This is a genomic window from Dorea sp. AM13-35, from assembly GCF_003473885.1.
Lineage (GTDB): Bacteria > Bacillota > Clostridia > Lachnospirales > Lachnospiraceae > Dorea_D > Dorea_D hominis.
Map to the genome: position 1 here is coordinate 17105 of NZ_QUCZ01000014.1, position 19906 is coordinate 37010.

Below are 19906 nucleotides of genomic sequence, written 5' to 3' on the forward strand. Positions count from 1 at the left end.
TTATGTTATTAGGAGGAATTCGATGAATTATAATGAGCAGACCACTATTGCTGCTATTTCAACGGCTATGAGTAATTCCGGAATCGGTATTGTACGAATGACAGGAGAAGATTCTGTTGAAATTGCAGATCGTATTTATCGTGGAAAAAAGAATAAAAAGCTTAGTGGGCAGATGTCACATACCATTCATTATGGCTATATATGCGATGGTGACGAGGTGATCGATGAAGTCCTTGTAATGCTGATGCGTGGTCCACATACTTATACAGGAGAAGATACTGTGGAAATCAACTGCCATGGCGGTGTGTATGTGGTGAAAAAAGTGCTAGAGACAGTGATCAAATATGGAGCAAGACCGGCGGAACCAGGTGAATTTACAAAAAGAGCATTTTTAAATGGAAAAATGGATCTTTCCCAGGCAGAGGCAGTAGGAGATCTGATTACTGCTCAGAATGAATATGCATTGAAAAGTTCTGTTAGCCAGTTGAAAGGAAATGTAAAAGAGAAGATTTCAAATATCAGACAGAAAATTATTTATCATACTGCATTTATTGAAACAGCGTTAGATGATCCGGAACATATCAGTGTGGATGGATACGGAGAAAAGTTGAAAGTAACAGTGGACGAACTGATCGGTGATATCAGACATCTGTTGGACACATGTGATGATGGAAGAATTCTGAAAGAGGGTGTGAATACTGTAATTTTGGGAAAACCGAATGCCGGAAAATCATCGCTTATGAATGCATTTCTTGGGGAAGACAGAGCAATTGTAACGGATATTGCCGGTACAACAAGAGATGTACTGGAAGAACATATCAATTTGCAGGGAATTTCTCTGAATATCATGGATACTGCAGGAATCCGTGATACAGAAGACATTGTTGAGAAGATTGGTGTAGATAAAGCAATCAATTATGCAAAAGATGCGGATCTGATTTTATTTGTAATTGACGCGTCATCTGAACTTGATGAAAATGATATCGAGATTCTGAAGATGATACAGGGAAAACAGGCAATTATCTTGCTAAATAAGTCAGATTTAGATATGATAGTTACGAAAAAAGTAATTGAAAATAAAGTGAATGAATTACAGCCTGTAAATTCGAGTGAGACAGAAAATCATAATCCGATCATTGAAGTTTCTGCGAAAGAGAAGAGTGGAATTGCGGAGTTTGAGCAGATTTTAAAAGACATGTTCTATGATGGAAAACTGACATTTAATGACGAGATTTATATTACAAATGTTCGTCAGAAAACAGCACTTCAGGAAGCGTACAGATCACTTCAGAAGGTAAATGAAAGTATTGAAATGGGAATGCCGGAAGATTTTTATTCCATTGATCTGTTAGATGCATATGAATCACTCGGCAGTATCACAGGCGAGACAATAGGAGAGGATCTTGTAAATGAAATATTCAGCAAATTCTGTATGGGAAAATAAAGATCAATATGATGTAGCAGTGATCGGGGCCGGTCATGCAGGGTGTGAGGCGGCTCTGGCGTGTGCACGACTTGGTTTTCGTACAATTGTATTTACTGTCAGTGTAGACAGTATTGCACTTATGCCGTGCAATCCGAATATTGGAGGAAGTTCTAAGGGACACCTTGTAAAAGAAGTGGATGCACTCGGTGGAGAGATGGGGAAAGTCATTGACCAGACATTTATCCAGTCCAAAATGCTAAACAAATCCAAAGGACCTGCAGTACATTCACTGCGTGCACAGGCTGATAAGAATGAATACAGCAAAACGATGCGCCAGGTTCTGGAAAATCAGGAGAATCTGGAGATTAAGCAGGCCGAGATTGTGAATATTCTTACTGAAAATGATGAAGTGACAGGAGTTCAGTTGTATTCTGGGATGATTTACCGGTGCAAAGCTGTTATTTTATGTACAGGAACTTATTTGAAATCACGCTGTGTTTACGGTGATGTGAGCATGAGTACAGGACCAAATGGATTACAGTCAGCAAATTATCTTACGGATTGTCTGAAAGAGCTTGGAATTAAGATGTATCGTTTTAAAACGGGAACACCGGCGAGAATTGACAAAAATTCCATTGATTTCAGTAAAATGGAAGAGCAGTTTGGTGATGAGAGAATTGTTCCGTTTTCATTTACAACAAATCCAAACGATGTGCAGATTGATCAGGCATCTTGCTGGCTGACTTATACAAATGAAGAGACTCATCGGATCATTCGTGAAAATCTCGATCGTTCACCACTATATTCGGGAATGATAGAGGGAACAGGACCAAGATATTGTCCTTCAATTGAAGATAAGGTTGTAAAATTTGCCGATAAAAATCGTCATCAGGTATTTATCGAGCCGGAAGGACTTGGAACAAATGAGATGTATGTAGGTGGAATGTCCAGTTCGTTGCCAGAAGATGTGCAATATGCGATGTACAGATCAGTTCCGGGACTTGAAAATGCAAAAATTGTTCGAAATGCATATGCAATTGAATATGATTGTATTGACGGAAGACAGTTAAAACCGTCTCTTGAATTCAAAAATATTCATGGGCTGTTCAGTGCCGGACAGTTTAATGGAAGTTCAGGATATGAAGAAGCAGCGGCACAGGGAATTGTTGCAGGTATTAATGCAGCGAGAATGTTACAAGGAAAAGAACCAATGATTTTGGACCGTTCAGAGGCGTATATTGGTGTGCTGATCGATGATATTGTTACAAAAGAAAGTCATGAGCCATATCGTATGATGACATCAAGAGCAGAATACAGATTACTGCTTCGTCAGGATAATGCAGATCAGAGGTTAACAAAAAAAGGTTACGAAGTCGGTCTGATCAATGAAGAAAGATATCAGCGTTTACTGAAAAAAGAAGAGTTGATTAAAAACGAAATAGAACGTGTAGAACATGCAAATGTCGGCGCAAATGAGAAAGTACAGACATTATTAAAAGAATGTGGAAGTACACCACTTTCTTCTGGTTCCACAATTGCGGAACTGATCCGAAGACCAGAGCTGACATATGATATGTTAAAGCCGATTGATAATGCAAGACCGGATTTTCCGAAAAATCTTGCAGAAGAAGTAGCAGAGCAGGTTAATATTTGCATTAAGTATGCTGGATATATTACAAGACAGATGCGACAGGTAGAGCAGTTTAAGAAGCTGGAACGTAAGAAAATACCGGAAGATATTGATTATGATAAAGTAAACAGTTTGCGTATCGAGGCGATTCAGAAGCTGAAAGAACACAGACCAGCATCAATCGGACAGGCATCCAGAATTTCCGGAGTATCTCCGGCAGACATATCAGTTCTGTTAATATACCTTGGAGGGGTATATAAGTAGCATGGTAGCTGTTGTTTAAAAGAGTGTTTAATGGTATATAATATATATAACATTAATAACATCCAAAGAAAAATATATGTATCATAAGTTTGGGATAATATCTCAAACATTGTATATGAGAGTTGAGAGTAAAGGTAATATATATGCATAAAGAAATATTAAATAAAAAAATGGAAGAAATAGGGATACAGTTAAGTGATATGCAAACAGAGCAATTTCTTACTTATTATGATATGTTGATCGAACGTAATAAAGTAATGAATCTCACTGCAATTACGGAATATGACGATGTAGTAGAAAAGCATTTTGTGGATAGTGTATCTCTGATCAAGGCATTGGATGAAGAAGAAGTTAAAAATGTAATTGATATAGGGACAGGAGCAGGATTTCCGGGGATTCCATTAAAAATTGTGTTTCCACACCTTAAAGTGACATTATTGGACTCACTAAATAAAAGAATAAAATTTCTGAATGACGTTATTGGAGCATTAGAATTGGAGAATATTGAAACAATTCATGGAAGAGCTGAAGATTTTGCAAAGCAGGAAATATATAGAGAACAGTATGATCTGTGCGTGTCCAGAGCAGTAGCAAATCTTGCTACTTTATCTGAATACTGCTTGCCTTATGTAAAGGTAGGGGGATATTTTATATCCTATAAGTCCGGTGAGATAGAAGAGGAATTACAGCAATCGAAACGTGCAGTAAGTATACTTGGAGGTACACTGGGTGATGTTATAAAATTTGCACTTCCGGGAACAGATATCGGTCGTTCTTTTGTGAAAATAAAGAAAGTAAAGAATACCGGTAAGAAATATCCAAGAAAAGCAGGATTGCCATCGAAGGAGCCATTGGTGTAAAAAGAATATAGGATAATAAAAAAGATGAATGTACGTAGCGCATGGGGCAGGCACATTCATCTTTTTGCTTTACCTTGTATAATACTAAATTGTCGTTTCATCTTCGTAGGAAAGTATTACAGCTAATTGCTCAATGAAAGCATCAGGTCTTTCTAATTGAGGAAGATGTTTGGTATCTTCTATTTTCATAATCTCGATAGATGGAAGAATACTTTCATATTTGCACGCAATATCAGCATTTCGGGAATCTTCATCTCCAGATATAATGAAAATACTATTTGTTAACGATTTCATACAATGATAGACATTAACAGTTGTATAATGGCCAAGCAGACTGGATAGCAAATATTTGGATGAAGAGTGGTCCAGATGAGCTGTTTCGTAGTAGTTGTTAATATATTCCTCTTTTAATTTGTAATGATCATAGAAATATTCGTTCTTGAATTTATCTGTAATAAGTCTCCTTTTTACTAATATATTATAGAAATAAGTGCCGAATACAGGCATATTTAGAAACCATGTCAGAGATTTACTTCTCTTTGATGGCATCTTATTTAATTTATTCACATCTTCAGGATTTACAAGTATAATGCGATTTATAAGATTTTTGTTGTTCTGTACAGCTGCAATTGCGAATGATCCAGAAATACCGGTTGCTATGACATCACAAGGTGAATCAATAACTTGATTAATGAAGTCTGTGATTAATTGCACATATAAATAATTAGTATAAGTGATGGATGGTTTCTCGGATCTTCCGCATCCAAGCAGATCAATTGTATAAACAAGATGGCTTTTTGCCAGTTTATCAATGATTCTGTGCCATTCATAAGATGAACTTCCGACAGAAAAATCATGAATCAGAAGAACAGGCTCACCTTCGCCATATTTCTCATAATATATATTTCCAAATTTCCAATCAAAGTAAGAACCGGCTGTGTTTTGCTCGTGATTTTCAGAAGTCGCGGAAATATCAATTATTTTATTAGCCAAATGTATAGTAAATGTTGTCAATGCAGATAATGCAGATATAGTAATAGCTTTCTTTTTCCAACTCATGAGTATTACTCCTTTTGCTTATATATTGTCACATCAAATGTTGATCTTCTGATTAATGGAATCAGTGAAAACGTTTGATACTACAATATAAATAATACCACATGCTAAAATTAAAGTAAATGTTTCACGTGAAACATAGTGATACAGATGCTTTTTGGAAAATATCGTAATATATAAATGAATAGTTGTTGTGAAACATTTATTGCAAGAATTTAAAGAATGAAAGAAAACATTATTTCATAAATATTGCTGCAAGAATAATATAACGTTGACAGTTAGAAAATTATTTTGGTTAGTCATAAATTATTCTAATATTATAAGTAATATGTTTCACGTGAAACATATACAATATGGGACGATGAATTTTATAATTTGAAGAAAGAATATGTAATTGTAAATTATATGTAATTATAAATAAATCATCATAAAATCAGGACGTTAATTTTCTTTACTTGCTTATAAATAAATTGATATGTTTAAAACAATTACAACAGTATAAGACAAAATTAAGATAATATTAAAGATACGAATAAAATTTAATGATATAATATGATACCGGAATCAAAAGTTGCTTGTAAATTGTTCTATGCTGTGTGCCGCCAAAGAGATCAGTCTTAAACGTTATATTCTAAAGACAGTCTAATTATTATAGTAAGCAGGTAATATTCATTAAGATTATAAATAGACAAAAATATAAATGTTTCACGTGAAACAATTATAAAAAAGTGAAAAATTATGTTTCACGTGAAACATTTATAGAAAAGTAAAATAAAAAATGCTATACTAGAAGAAGCTCAAAATAGAAAGGTGATAAAAATGGGAAGAGTTATAGCTATTGCCAACCAAAAAGGTGGAGTGGGAAAAACAACTACAGCTATCAACTTATCGGCATGCCTTGCGGAAAAAGGACAGAAAGTTCTGGCGGTGGATATGGATCCGCAGGGAAATATGACAAGTGGATTAGGTGTTGATAAAAATAATGTTGAAAACACAGTGTATGATTTGATTATAGGAGAATCATCAATTAATGAAGTGATTGTGAGGGATGTTCTGGAAAATCTGGATATAATACCAACAAGTATTGATTTGTCCGGAGCGGAAATTGAGCTTCTTGATGTAGATGAAAAAGAGTATATTATAAGAAATGCGATTGCAAATATTAAAGAAGACTATGATTATATAGTAATTGACTGTCCACCATCTTTGAGTATGCTGACAATTAATGCAATGACTACAGCAGATTCTGTATTAGTTCCTATTCAGTGTGAATATTACGCGCTGGAAGGGTTAAGCCAGCTGATTCATACAGTCGAGTTGGTTCGTGATCGTCTGAACCCGCAACTGACAATAGAAGGTGTTGTGTTTACAATGTATGATGCAAGAACTAATCTTTCGTTGCAAGTCGTTGAAAATGTAAAAGATAACTTAGATCAGACAATATATAAAACAATTATTCCTCGCAATATTCGATTGGCAGAAGCACCGAGTTATGGTATGCCGATTAACAAATATGATCCAAAATCTGCAGGTGCAGACAGTTATATGCGCCTGGCGGATGAGGTGATGGAAAAAGAATAATACGGAAAATAATGCAGGAGGCGAATGAGAGATGGCGGTTAAGAAAAAAGGTCTTGGAAAAGGTCTTGATAGTTTGATACCGGATAATAAACCGGCTAAGAAAAATACAGAGACGGTACAAAAAGCTGAAGAGAAAAAAGAAGAAATGAAAGACGGCGTTCAGATGATGAAAATCAGCATGATCGAACCAAACCGAGAGCAGCCGAGAAAGAAGTTCGAGGAAGATGCATTACTTGAGCTCGCTGATTCTATCAAACTTCATGGGGTTTTGCAGCCGTTGCTTGTCAGAAAAATTAAAGATTATTATGAGATTATTGCAGGCGAAAGAAGATGGCGTGCAGCAAAGTTGGCCGGTATCAAAGAGGTACCTGTAATAGTAAAAGAATACAGTGAACAGGAAATTGTGGAAATTCGTTTGATTGAAAATATTCAGAGAGAAAATCTGAACCCAATCGAAGAAGCTATGGCATTTAAAAAACTTCTCGAAGAATTTCAATTGAAACAGGATGAAGTCGCAGATCGAGTTTCAAAAAGTCGTACCGCTGTAACAAACTCTATGCGCTTGCTGAAACTGGATGATAAAGTACAGCAGATGATTATTGATGAGATGATTTCTACAGGACATGCAAGAGCGCTGCTGGCAATTGACGATAAGAAATTACAGTATGAGCTTGCAAATCGTATTTTCGATGAAAAATTAAGTGTACGTGAAACAGAAAAGCTGGTTAAGGAGATTAAGAATCCGAAAAAACCAAAAGAAAAGAAAGCAGTAGAGAATGAATTTGTTTATAAAGATCTGGAAAACCGTATGAAAGAAGTTATGGGAACGAAGGTCAGTATTGCATCAAAAAGCAATGGAAAAGGTAAAATAGAAATAGAGTATTATTCAGAAAAAGAATTAGAACGTATGTTCGAGATGATTATGACAATAGGAAAGGAAGAATAAGAACTTATGGAAAGCAAAATCTTAAGTACAATAGGGATTGATCCGGGAATCATTATTATCTTAATGTTGATTTTGATTATTGTGTTGTTTATCCTTACTGTAAATGTTACAATGAACTACAATAGGCTAAAAAGCAGCTATCAGACGTTTATGAAAGGAAAAGACGGTAAAACTCTTGAAGAGAGCATGAAAGAACGCTATACAGATCTTGAATCCGTAGTAAAAGTTGTAAAACAGAACCGTCTTGACATTCGTGAACTGAACCGGAAGATGGATAGAAATTACCAGAAGATTGGTGTTGTGAAATACGATGCATTTAACGAAATGGGAGGTAAACTTAGTTTCGTACTTGCACTGTTGGATAATCGTAATAATGGATTTATCCTGAATGCAATGCATAGTAGAGAAGGCTGTTACACTTATGTAAAAGAAATTGTTAAAGGTGAGAGCTTTGTTGAACTTGCTGAGGAAGAGGCAGAAGCACTGGATAAAGCGATTTTCCAGGAATATACACCGGAAACTGTAGAAAAATAGCAGTAAAATGTAAAACTATTATATAAGGTAATTATAAAACTAAAGGATAATAATAAACCTATATTAATTACAAAATGAGGAGGATACAATATGTTAGACATTAAATTTTTAAGAATGAACCCAGATGTGGTGAAGCAGAATATTAAGAATAAATTCCAGGATGAAAAACTTCCATTAGTGGACAAAGTAATCGAGCTGGATCAGAAAAACAGAGATATCAAACAGGAAGTAGAAGCTCTTCGTGCAGAGAGAAATAAAATTTCCAAAGAAATCGGTGCATGTATGGCACATGGTAAGAAAGAAGAAGCAGAAGAACTGAAGAAAAAAGTACAGGCAAATGCAGATCGTGTAGAAAGCCTGTCAGCTGAAGAAAAAGATGTAGAAGCTGAAATTAAGAAGATCATGATGGTCATCCCGAACATCATTGATCCGTCTGTTCCGATTGGAAAAGATGACAGCGAGAATGTAGAGATTGAGAAATTTGGTGAGCCGGTTGTTCCAGATTACGAAATCCCGTATCACACAGATATTATGGAAAGTTTTGATGGTATAGATCTTGAGGCAGCAGGAAAAGTAGCAGGAAACGGTTTCTACTACCTGATGGGAGATATTGCAAGACTTCATTCCGCAGTAATATCTTATGCACGTGATTTCATGATCGACCGTGGATTTACTTACTGTATCCCGCCGTTTATGATCAGAAGTAACGTTGTAACAGGTGTTATGAGTTTTGCAGAGATGGATTCCATGATGTATAAGATCGAAGGAGAGGATCTTTACCTGATCGGAACAAGTGAACACTCTATGATCGGTAAATTTATTGATACAATGACTAAAGAAGAAGAACTGCCAAAGACACTGACAAGTTACTCTCCATGCTTCCGTAAAGAAAAAGGTGCACACGGTATCGAAGAAAGAGGTGTATATCGTATTCACCAGTTTGAAAAGCAGGAAATGATTGTTGTATGTAAACCGGAAGAAAGCAAACAGTGGTATGATAAGTTATGGAAAAATACAGTAGATCTGTTCCGCTCTATGGACATCCCGGTACGTACACTGGAATGTTGCTCTGGTGACCTTGCAGACCTGAAAGTAAAATCATGTGATGTTGAAGCATGGTCTCCAAGACAGAAAAAATATTTTGAAGTAGGTAGTTGTTCAAACCTTGGAGATGCTCAGGCAAGAAGACTTGGTATCCGTGTTAAAGGAGCAGATGGAAGCAAATATTTCGCTCATACATTAAATAATACAGTTGTTGCTCCACCGAGAATGTTAATCGCGTTCTTGGAGAACAATTTACAGGCTGACGGATCTGTCAAGATTCCGGAAGTTCTCAGACCGTATATGGGTGGTAAGAGCGAGATCAGACCAAAATAATACCGGAATAAATGTGTAAATTGTGGATAAATAAGTCCACAGCGAATGACTCCGGGGATAATTAATGAGGAAGTAAAATGCATCAATATTTAACTGCAATTGGAATGGAAAGTGTAAAGTCAAAACAAGAACTGGATCGTTTATTGCAGGGGCTGGAGCAGGAGAATAATGAACGTGCTGTAATGTCTGTAACTGCAGATAAATATGACCGGTGCGAGTATAAAAAAGAATTTGCAAAAAATATTGGAATTGCAGCGGGTGGATTTCAGGACAGTAATGGAATATTTGAAAGAGAATATATATATCCTTATTTTTACGGAACCGGAATTACAACATATGCAGATGTAACGGTGGAAAGAACAAAGGATCAACAGTCCTACATCGGCATCTGTGAAGATGTGAAAATAGGTGTTACATTAATGTTCCGGATTCAGAATTATATGGAATATCTGAAAAAGAAATGGCATCCGCAGGAGCCGGGAGGTTATGACTCTATTACATTATCCGGGCTGTGCAATGAGGGAAAGATTCTCCTGCCGGTAATGAAGGACGAATCACAGAAACAGCAGCAGTCGGAAGATGTGCATAACCGGATGATGCTTGTCAGTGCTGCAAGAGCCGGAGATGCGGAAGCAATCGAGAATCTGGCGTTGGATGATATAGACATTTACACAAAAGTATCAAGAAGGCTGATTAAAGAAGATGTATTCAGTATTGTAGATACATACATCATGCCTTACAGTGTAGAGTGTGACCGGTATTCCATCCTGGGTGTGATAACAGGTGTGCAGATTGTGGAAAACATTTACACAAAAGAGGAACTCTATGTGATGAATCTGGAAGTAAATGACCTAAAATTCGATGTCTGCGTGCCGGTTCACCGAGTATTTGGAGAGCCGAAAGCCGGACGCCGGTTCAAAGGAAAAATCTGGATGCAAGGGCGGATTAATTTTTAGTTGTTTGTGGGCAATTCTGCAGGTGATTTATTTGCAATAAGATCTGTTTAGAAAGAAATGTAGATTTTTATATGCCAGAGTGTTATAATAACATTCTGGCAATAAGTCTTGTTAGTTTAACTGATAAAATAAGCGCCTCCTAAGAGAAAGCCGAGGCATTCCCCAAAGGGAAAAAATGAAAAACAACTTTCAGTTCGAATCTATTCTGAAAAATGCTAATGGTGACAACAAAGCATTCCCCAAATTGGGGAACGTTCTAATGTTACCAAATCGAAAAAATCTGTAGATTGACAACTCGAAAAAGAGTTGATAATCTTATATATGGCCGAAGGGAAAAATCCCAGAAACCCAGTAAAATCAAGGGTTTGCGGCATGTGTCGTCATAGCTCAGCTGGATAGAGCACTCGCCTCCTAAGCGAGGGGTCGGAGGTTCAAATCCTCTTGGCGACGGGCTTCAAAGCGTTCGAAAATGTTAGCTGGATTAGCTGACAGCGAACGCTTTTGTTATTTTCTAATCACGTTCGTGACATGAAATTCCATTCAAAATGATCAATTTCTAGCTAACATTTGGGTTCCACTCTGTTGTCACCCCTTATTCGGGGATGTAAATCAGAGAAAAGGCGGGAAAAGAAACAAACTCTCCCAAACTTGCAAACATGAATTAGCTGAAACAGTATTCAATTCTATTAGCTACAGCTAATGGTCAAACAGCAATGTCTGTTTGGAACTTTACTATCTGTAAAAGTTCCAGGCAGGCATTTTTTAGTGTCCTGAATCCTGGAGGAAAGGAGTCAAGATAGCTGATACTTTTTGTGATCGGCCTGGCAGTGAAGATGACAGTACAGACTTATGCGGTTGTCAGAGGGATCCTTGGATTTATATTCACTTTGTTGATTATAGCGACTGCATACTGTTACCATGATTGGGTACAGGTTGCATTCCTGTTTTCGCTGAGTGTAATTCTGTATCTGATCCTGTTTGCAGGAGTGTTTGTAGATACTGTACTGGACATGACAAGAGAACGTATTATTGATTTTATTATATCGTGAGGAGGATATGAAAATGAGTGAAAAGAATGATTTTATACAATTACCACCAATCAAAAAAGACACACCGTCCGAAGTGGTCTCAATGATCTGGCAATATTTGAAATTACCTGAGGAATCCAGAAAGAGAGTGACGGCAGATCTAATTGATGTGGATGAAAATTGTGAGAAGGAAGATTTTCAGATTCCAGATCTCTATGACATCGTTCCAAAAGAAGAAATCGCGGAATTTGAAGAAACTATGCGTAAAATTATAGTAGGAATTATCTCTCAGGCCAGCAGTGTTGCCACCTGGGTGTATGTACAGAAATATGTGAAGCACAAAACTCTGGATGAAATGCTGCAAGAATGGAAAGGGGTAAGCCAGTTTATTATTGTCATGGATACCTGGTTCGAAAGATTGATGGCAGAATAATAGATGCTGTGATAGAATGAAGAAAACGATTTGAAGTGCAAATCGGAAGTTGGAGGATACACGCATGAAAATTGTAATTATTAATGGAAGTGCCAGAAAAGGAAATACGCTGGCAGCAATCAATGCATTTATAAAAGGAGCGTCAGAAAAGAATAAAATTGAAATCATTGAACCCGACAAACTCAACATTGCACCATGCAAGGGATGTGGTGTCTGTCAATGCTCTAAGGGATGCGTCGATAAGGATGATACAAATTCTACAATTAATAAAATTGCTGCCGCAGATATGATTCTTTTTGCTACACCAGTTTATTGGTGGGGAATGTCAGCACAATTGAAACTTATCATTGATAAGTGCTACTGCCGTGGATTGCAGTTAAAAAACAAAAAAGTTGGCATAATTGTTGTAGGTGGTTCTCCCGTAGGCAGTATCCAGTATGAGCTGATTGATAAGCAGTTTGACTGTATGGCAAAATATCTTTCATGGGATATGCTTTTCAAAAAATCATATTACGCAACAGCCAGAGATGAACTTGAAAAAAATAAGGATTCCATGAACGAACTTGAGTGGATCGGAAAAAATTTATAAAGCACACACCAAATTCCAGTTTGGAGAATTGAAAAAAACGGAATTTACCTATTAGGACATATAAACTCTTGACAATAAAGCTCCTATATAGTATGTTTTTAATAAACTACTATATAGGAGCTTTTGTATGGAAATGAATGGAGGATTTCTTGTCACCAAAATAAAACAGCTTGGAGACCGGATTTTCGAGAAGATTCTCAGTGAAAAGAATATTGATGCGTTTAATGGAGCCCAGGGACGTATTCTTTATGTGCTGTGGCAGGAGGATGGTATCTCAATCAGGTCACTCTCGACTAAATGCGGATTAGCGATAACATCTCTTACTACGATGCTGGAAAGAATGGAAAATCAAGGGCTGATAAGCCGTGTTCAGTCTGAAACGGACAAAAGGAAAACACTCCTGTTTCTGACTGAGAAAGCACATGCCTTAAAGGGCGAGTACGATTCTGTATCTGATGAGATGGGCAATATTTACTACAAAGGTTTTTCAGAGGAAGAAATTACCCGGTTTGAGGAATGCCTCGACCGCATCAGAAAGAATCTTGAGGAGTGGCAGAAGTCATGAGTATTTGTATCAAAGATCAGATTCAGAACATGAATATCGTCATCGGCTGCACAGTGGGGTGTACATATTGCTATGCCCGCAACAACGTGAAACGCTGGCATATGATTGATGACTTCGCTGACCCTGAATTCTTTCCGGGTAAGCTCAAGATGATGGAAAAGAAACGTCCGCAGAACTTTCTTCTTACCGGGATGAGCGATCTCTCCGGATGGAAGCCGGAATGGAGAGACGAGGTGTTTGCAAAGATCCGTGAAAATCCACAGCATCAGTTCCTGTTCCTTACCAAGCGACCTGATTTGCTGGATTTTGATACCGATCTGGAAAACGCATGGTTTGGCGCTACGGTGACGAGGAAAGCAGAACTGTGGCGTATCGACGCCCTTCGGAAAAACGTCAGAGCAAAACATTACCATGTTACCTTTGAGCCGTTATTCGACGATCCAGGCACAGTTGACCTTTCCGGAATCAATTGGATCGTTGTCGGCACCATGACCGGAGCTCAGAGCAGGAAGATTCATACGGAGCCGGAATGGGCATGGTCTCTGGCGGACCAGGCACATAAGTTCGGTATTCCGGTGTTTATGAAGGAAGACCTTGTCCCTATCATAGGGGATGAAAATATGATTCAGGAAATGCCGGAAGAATTTAATAAAGTGTAAGAGGTACAGAAATCATGGAAGAAGTAATAAATGGAATCCTCATTCGTGAGGTGGAAACAAAGAACATCATGACTAAGTCTAGTCTGCCGGTAGGCGGTTACTCGGTCAATCCCTATGTGGGCTGTACACATGCCTGCAAGTATTGCTATGCTTCTTTTATGAAGCGCTTTACCGGGCACAAGGAGGAATGGGGCACTTTCCTTGATGTGAAGCATTGGCCGGAAATTAAAAATCCGAAGAAATATGCCGGACAACGGGTGGTCATCGGTTCTGTGACAGATGGATACAATCCACAGGAGGAGCAATTCGGGAATACCAGAAAACTTCTGGAGCAGCTGATCGGCAGTGACGCAGATATTCTGATCTGCACAAAGTCTGATCTTGTGGTACGGGATATTGATCTGCTGATAAAGCTTGGACGAGTGACCGTTTCATGGTCGATCAACACACTGGATGAAAATTTCAAGAACGATATGGACTCTGCTTCAAGCATTGAGCGTCGTATCGCTGCTATGAAGCAGGTATATGAAGCAGGGATCCGTACAGTCTGTTTCGTATCCCCGGTATTTCCCGGTATCACGGACTTTGAAGCGATCTTTGAGCGGGTAAAGGATCAGTGCGATCTGTTCTGGCTAGAAAACCTCAATCTTCGGGGCGGCTTCAAAAAGACGATTATGGATTACATAGCAGAGAAACATTCTGACCTTGTGCCGCTTTATGACGAAATCTATAACAAGCACAACCGCAGCTATTTCAAAACTCTGGAAGAAAAAGCCGAAGAAATGGCAAAGCAATATGACTGTTCCTTTGTTGATAATGAAATGCCCTACGGCAGGGTGCCACAGGGACATCCAATCATCGTAGATTATTTCTATCATGAGGAAGTCCGTGGAACAGAGAATACCGGAAAAAGAAATCGCTAAATTCCAGTTTGTTGAATTAAAAATGAAATAAAGTTCCAGTAATCATAGAGTGTATGGATTCAATTCCATATGCTCTTTTTCTTTACTTAATTTCATGAAAAATGTAAAAATCTAATGTTACGAGTTTCTTGCGAATTGCATTAAAAAAACTCGCAAGAAAACTCGTAAGAAAAAAAGTAAAAAAATTTGCTTTTGACCACTGTAAAACATGCTCTGAGCGTTTCGTTATATGAAGGAATAATTTTTCTTTCATATTTCAAGGAAAAGAGGATAAAGAAATGTCAGAGAAAACAGAAATGGGAAACCTATGAAACGAAAGCCGAAGCAAAGAGAAGAAAAAAAGAAATTGAATATAAAAAAGAGATGGGATCATTTGTCGTCCGTAAATGCAAAACACTGGACGAGCTTATTACAGAATATGTTGCACTTTATGGCAAAGAAAACTGGGCGCTTTCTACATATGAAGGAAATGTCTCTCTTATCAATAACTATATTCTTCCGATCATTGGTGATACGAAACTCTCAGAGATCAATACCAGATTCATCGAAAGATATTATCAGAGTCTTTTGAAGAGACGTGCAGTTATCAATCCATTGAATAAAACCAGTCGAAATGAATTTGTATCTTCCAGTACGGTCAGGGATATTAATAAGTTGCTTAGAAACTGTTTTGAACAGGCAGTGAAATGGGAGTTAATGGAGAAGAATCCTTGCACCCATGCGACTGTACCAAAACATAAATCACAAAAAAGAGACATCTGGACAGCGGATACATTAATGTATGCGCTCAGTGTCTGTGAAGATGAGCGATTAAAGCTTGCAATAAATCTATCCTTTTCATGTTCCTTACGACTTGGTGAGCTGCTTGGTCTTACCTGGGATTGTGTAGATATTTCTCCTGAGGCAATTGAAGAAAACCGTGCATATGTCTTCATCAACAAAGAATCACAGCGTATAAGAAAAGAATCGTTGAATGCATTGGATGGAAAAGATGTGTTGTTGGTATTCCCGACAAATCATAAGAAGAATTCTACGGTCCGTATTCTGAAAACACCAAAGACAGAAAGCAGTGTGCGTAAGATATTCTTACCAAAGAGTGTCGCTAATATGTTGGTAGACTGGAAAGCGGAACAGGATGAAATGAAAGAAATCCTTGGTGATGAATATATGGACTATAACCTGGTTATGGCAAGTACCTTTGGGCTTCCTCTAGGAGATGGAGCAATACGTGGTCCTTTAAAAAAACTGATCGAGGACTATAATCTCCCACCGGTTGTATTTCACAGTTTTCGTCATAGCAGCGTTACTTATAAGCTGAAATTGAATGGTGGAGACATCAAGGCGGTACAGGGTGATTCCGGCCATGCTCAGGTCAATATGGTTACGGATGTGTACTCTCATATTCTGGATGATGACCGAAGGAAAAATGCAGAGCTTTTTGAAGAAGCGTTTTATGAGAAAAAGAATCTGGATCCACAGATGCATGTACAGCAGGAAAATAATAATACTACTGTTGCTGATGAAGTCGATCCGGAACTTCTGGTAAAAGTGTTGGCTAATCCAGAGATGCGGGCGTTGCTCAATTCACTGGCGAAGACGATGAAGTAATGAAAAATAGTGAAAAAATAGTGTAATTTTAGTGGAAAAACGATTCATAAAACGATATAATATATGGATGAAATGGAGGTGGATCATGTGATTAAGGTTACGCTAACAAATGAAATTTTAAAAAGAATATCGGAAATAGACGAAAAGCGTTTTTCTCTTAGTACGATAGAAATGCCACCTGTTATAAAAAACAGACTTAGAAAAAACTCTAAGAAAAAAAGTTCCTATGCTTCTAATAAGATTGAAGGAAATCCATTAACTGAAAAACAGGCAAATGAGGCTATTGATAGTGATCCTCACAAACATTTTTTAAAGCCAGAACAGGAAGTTCGTAATTACTTTTTAGCTTTAAATTTTTTAGAAGAAAAACTGAAAAAGAAAGAAGTTTTTTCAAAAGAAATGATTTTAGAAGTGCAGGCAATGGTTGAAAAAGGTGCGTCAAAAGAAAAGATAGGCTTAAGAGGCCCTATGCCACCTGGAATGTTATTTGCAGTATATGATTCCGAAACAGGCGCAGCGGAATATATTCCACCAGAGTATATTGATATTCCAGACTTGTTGGATGAACTTGTTGAATATGTAAATACTACAGATGATCATCCGCTGATTATTGCTGCTGTAGTTCATTATCAATTGGTTACCATTCATCCTTTTGAAGATGGAAATGGAAGAACCGCCAGATTAATGTCAGGCTATATTCTTGATTATTATGGATATGGTTTTAATGGAATAGGTTCTCTGGAAGAATATTTTGCCTATGATCCAGATGAGTATTATGCATCACTGCAAATGGGGTTACCGGCGTTATATTATTCAGGAAGAGAAAACCCTCCTCATCCGGAAATATGGATCAATTATTTTTTGCGGATGATGGAATTGTATTCTAAAAAGGTATATGAATTATCAAAAACATCCGAAAACGACGAGTTAGATGGAAGTCTATCTTATTTAAATGCAAAAGAAAAAGAATTCTTAGCATTTCTGTTAAAAAAGCGATTATATGAGTTTACACCAATTGAAGTAAGCAAAATGCTTGGTGTAACCAACAAAACGATTATTAATCGATGTGCAAAGCTGGTAAATAATGGTTTGTTAATTCCAATCATTGTAAAGACACGAGTCCGATCTTATCGGTTAAGTGATTTTTCAAAGACAAATGAGAAAAAGATTTTGAAAAAAATATCGTAATAAAATATAAAATTTGCCAGTCAAAAACGCATGGACAAACCGTCTCGTATGCGTTATATTATTTATAGACAAGAAAATATCTCGTGCTTTCGATAGGAAGTTTAATTGAATACTGTTTACCATGATCGAACGTACGAAGCATGGTGGTCATATAACAGATGTCGATGGTAATATCAAGGCATTCCCCAATTATTAGCTGGAGCAAACAATCAGCTAACTTTCAGAGCTTTACAGAGCTTGACAGAGGGGGTATTCAGAATAACTCAAATTGAATAGGAAACAGTTTCTAATAGTATCTCATATGGGTTTACCTTACCTCAGATTGACAGAGAGTGACAATAGGTTGGAGCTCTCCTAAGCGAGGGGTCGGAGGTTCAAATCCTCTTGGCGACGGGCTTCAAAGCGTTCGAAAATGTTAGCTGGATTAGCTGACAACGAACGCTTTTGTTATTTTCTACTCACGTTCGTGACACAAAATTCCATTCCAAATGATCAATTTCCAGCTAACACAATCCGATTTTTGTTAGCTGACAGCTAATCAAAATTACCGGTTTGCAAACATGGGTTTTAGAAAGTCCAGCTTACATTTGGGTTGCATTCCTGTTTTCGCTGAGTGTTATTCTGTATCTGATCCTGTTTGCAGGAGTTTTCGTAGATACTGTACTGGATATGACAAGAGAACGTATTATTGATTTTATTATATCGTGAGGAGGATATGAAAATGAGCGAAAACAATGATTATATTCAGTTACCACCACTAAAAAAAGACACACCAGCCGATGTGGTAGCATTTATGTGGGAGTACATGAAAGTACCGGAGGATTCAAGAGAAAAAGTTAAGAATCTGCTTAAAGATGCAAATGAAAATGGAGTAAAAATAAGTCATCAGGCACCACACTGTATGATGTTGTTCCGAAAGAAGAAATTGCTGAATTTGAAGAGCTTATGCGCAAAACCATAGCTGAAATTGTATCAGAAGCCAGTAGCGTTGCCTGTTGGGTGTATGTGCAGAAATATGTGAAGCACAAAATCCTAAATGAAATGCTGCAAGAATTGCCAGATGTAGGTCAATTCATCCTAGCTATGGATACCTGATTTGAAAAACTGATGGAGAAATAATCTAGGAAAATAGTTTAAAGTTTACATGTTATGATCATGTATGAAGTTGGAACGAAATAAAAGAATTGTGCTATACTATTGTTTAAGAAAAAAACTCATTGACATATTTCAATCTATTTAGGAGGATAAACGATCATGTGTACAGCAGCAACTTATAAAACAAAAGATTTTTACTTGGGACGAACCCTCGATTATGAATGCTCTTATGGTGATCAGATAGTAATTACACCACGTAATTATGCGTTTAATTTTCGCCATGTTGGCGATATGAAAAATCATTATGCAATTATTGGAATGGCTCATGTTGCAGAGGATTATCCTTTATGAAAACCATCAGATCAGTGCAGTAGATATGCATGTAGAAAATCTGGATAGTGATAAAATAATTTGTTATCCAGTAATTCAAGGAGAACGAATCAACTATCAAAATAAATAATGTTTTGAAATCAGGGATGAGGTAGAAAGGAAAGTTCCATGACAAAAGATAAAGTAAAAAAACTCAGGATGGACAGTCCGGAATCACTACAGTTTTTAAATAATGCTACAAAATTTTATAATTTAATGATGATGTATCGTTGTGCTATTCGGGAGATACAAACTAAACTTGAGGTTTTGGATGATGAATTTTCAGTTGAGAACAATCGAAATCCTATTTCTTTTATAAAAACAAGAATTAAGAAGCCCAATAGTATTTACGATAAACTGCAGAAGATGGGATATGAATTTACAACAGAAAATATACAGACATATCTCAATGATGTAGCAGGCGTTCGAATAGTTTGTGCGTTTATTGACGATATTTATATGATATCAGATTTGATTACCCAACAGGATGATATTAAAGTTATTGAAATAAAAGATTATATAAAAAATCCAAAATCGAATGGTTATCGAAGCTATCATATGATTGTTGAAATACCAGTATTTTTTGCTAAGGGTAAAACACCTATGCGTGTAGAATTACAGATTCGAACCAATGGTATGGATTTTTGGGCAACATTGGAACATCAACTTCGCTATAAAAAAGGAATTGAAGAAATGCCTGGCTATGATGAGATAAGTGAAGAATTACTTCATTCTGCAAGAGCTATCATTGAAGCAGATAATGAAATGCAGAGAATAAAAGACAAAATTGGTATGTTCCATGAAATTTAGGGAGAAAAC

19 protein-coding genes, 1 tRNA gene and 1 pseudogene are annotated in these 19906 nt (G+C 37.1%); 20 read left to right on the forward strand and 1 reads right to left on the reverse strand.

Translation table 11 applies throughout. The features are described 5' to 3' along the window. Positions 1-22 precede the first annotated feature (22 nt). The 3 genes from mnmE (at position 23) to rsmG (ending at position 4180) form a co-directional block, all read left to right on the forward strand. Positions 23-1444, forward strand: a complete 1422-nt coding sequence (mnmE, locus tag DW152_RS12985) for a tRNA uridine-5-carboxymethylaminomethyl(34) synthesis GTPase MnmE (RefSeq protein WP_118288804.1) — start codon at positions 23-25, stop codon at positions 1442-1444. Beyond that, the gene (mnmG, locus tag DW152_RS12990; protein WP_118288805.1) at positions 1410-3320 is read left to right on the forward strand and encodes a tRNA uridine-5-carboxymethylaminomethyl(34) synthesis enzyme MnmG; all 1911 of its coding nucleotides are present in this window, start codon (positions 1410-1412) and stop codon (positions 3318-3320) included. The genes mnmE and mnmG overlap by 35 nt, the downstream gene beginning before the upstream one ends. A gap of 143 nt (positions 3321-3463) precedes the next feature. After that, the gene (gene rsmG, locus DW152_RS12995; protein ID WP_117538473.1) at positions 3464-4180 is read left to right on the forward strand and encodes a 16S rRNA (guanine(527)-N(7))-methyltransferase RsmG; all 717 of its coding nucleotides are present in this window, start codon (positions 3464-3466) and stop codon (positions 4178-4180) included. An 84-nt stretch (positions 4181-4264) separates the two neighbouring features. Here rsmG and DW152_RS13000 read toward each other — a convergent pair whose 3' ends face one another. Next, the gene (locus tag DW152_RS13000) at positions 4265-5239 is read right to left on the reverse strand and encodes an alpha/beta fold hydrolase (protein ID WP_118288806.1); all 975 of its coding nucleotides are present in this window, start codon (positions 5237-5239) and stop codon (positions 4265-4267) included. Positions 5240-6055: 816 nt separating this feature from the next. Between DW152_RS13000 and DW152_RS13005 the strand changes: the two genes are divergently transcribed. From DW152_RS13005 to DW152_RS13095, 17 genes and pseudogenes are all read left to right on the forward strand, one after another. Beyond that, entirely contained in the window at positions 6056-6817 is a 762-nt protein-coding gene (locus DW152_RS13005; protein ID WP_021859814.1) for a ParA family protein, read from the forward strand. A 31-nt stretch (positions 6818-6848) separates the two neighbouring features. Next, positions 6849-7763, forward strand: coding sequence for a ParB/RepB/Spo0J family partition protein (locus tag DW152_RS13010; protein WP_021859813.1), 915 nt, complete (start codon positions 6849-6851; stop codon positions 7761-7763). A gap of 6 nt (positions 7764-7769) precedes the next feature. Then, a complete protein-coding gene (locus tag DW152_RS13015) occupies positions 7770-8297 on the forward strand; it encodes a DUF4446 family protein (protein WP_021859812.1) in 528 nt (175 codons plus the stop codon). Between the two features lie 90 nt (positions 8298-8387). Then, positions 8388-9674 (forward strand): serine--tRNA ligase, encoded by a 1287-nt coding sequence (serS, locus tag DW152_RS13020; RefSeq protein WP_021859811.1) that lies wholly within the window; start codon positions 8388-8390, stop codon positions 9672-9674. Positions 9675-9751: 77 nt separating this feature from the next. After that, positions 9752-10630: a DUF3881 family protein gene (locus DW152_RS13025; protein ID WP_118288807.1), complete on the forward strand. Its 879-nt coding sequence runs from the start codon at positions 9752-9754 to the stop codon at positions 10628-10630. Positions 10631-11006: 376 nt separating this feature from the next. Then, positions 11007-11080 (forward strand) — tRNA-Arg (locus DW152_RS13030). 350 nt (positions 11081-11430) lie between these two features. Continuing rightward, positions 11431-11679 carry a hypothetical protein gene (locus DW152_RS13045; protein WP_117538435.1) on the forward strand — a complete coding sequence of 83 codons (249 nt, stop codon included), beginning with the start codon at positions 11431-11433 and terminating at the stop codon, positions 11677-11679. 13 nt (positions 11680-11692) lie between these two features. Further along, a complete protein-coding gene (locus DW152_RS13050) occupies positions 11693-12091 on the forward strand; it encodes a hypothetical protein (RefSeq protein ID WP_330411929.1) in 399 nt (132 codons plus the stop codon). 64 nt (positions 12092-12155) lie between these two features. Beyond that, positions 12156-12680: a flavodoxin family protein gene (locus tag DW152_RS13055; RefSeq protein ID WP_118288808.1), complete on the forward strand. Its 525-nt coding sequence runs from the start codon at positions 12156-12158 to the stop codon at positions 12678-12680. 127 nt (positions 12681-12807) lie between these two features. Beyond that, positions 12808-13245 (forward strand): radical SAM mobile pair system MarR family transcriptional regulator, encoded by a 438-nt coding sequence (locus DW152_RS13060; protein WP_008392846.1) that lies wholly within the window; start codon positions 12808-12810, stop codon positions 13243-13245. Next, positions 13242-13904: a radical SAM mobile pair protein A gene (locus DW152_RS13065; RefSeq protein ID WP_118288809.1), complete on the forward strand. Its 663-nt coding sequence runs from the start codon at positions 13242-13244 to the stop codon at positions 13902-13904. The genes DW152_RS13060 and DW152_RS13065 overlap by 4 nt, the downstream gene beginning before the upstream one ends. A gap of 14 nt (positions 13905-13918) precedes the next feature. Next, positions 13919-14827 (forward strand): radical SAM mobile pair protein B, encoded by a 909-nt coding sequence (locus DW152_RS13070; protein WP_117538433.1) that lies wholly within the window; start codon positions 13919-13921, stop codon positions 14825-14827. Positions 14828-15190: 363 nt separating this feature from the next. Then, entirely contained in the window at positions 15191-16435 is a 1245-nt protein-coding gene (locus DW152_RS13075; protein WP_243059954.1) for a site-specific integrase, read from the forward strand. An 87-nt stretch (positions 16436-16522) separates the two neighbouring features. Beyond that, a complete protein-coding gene (locus DW152_RS13080; RefSeq protein WP_242992997.1) occupies positions 16523-17623 on the forward strand; it encodes a Fic family protein in 1101 nt (366 codons plus the stop codon). A 721-nt stretch (positions 17624-18344) separates the two neighbouring features. Continuing rightward, positions 18345-18584, forward strand: coding sequence for a hypothetical protein (locus DW152_RS13840; RefSeq protein ID WP_330411928.1), 240 nt, complete (start codon positions 18345-18347; stop codon positions 18582-18584). A gap of 293 nt (positions 18585-18877) precedes the next feature. Next, a pseudogene (locus DW152_RS13090) lies at positions 18878-19066 on the forward strand (linear amide C-N hydrolase); the annotation flags it as partial. Between the two features lie 150 nt (positions 19067-19216). Beyond that, positions 19217-19897: a GTP pyrophosphokinase gene (locus DW152_RS13095; protein WP_117538431.1), complete on the forward strand. Its 681-nt coding sequence runs from the start codon at positions 19217-19219 to the stop codon at positions 19895-19897. Positions 19898-19906: the final 9 nt, after the last annotated feature.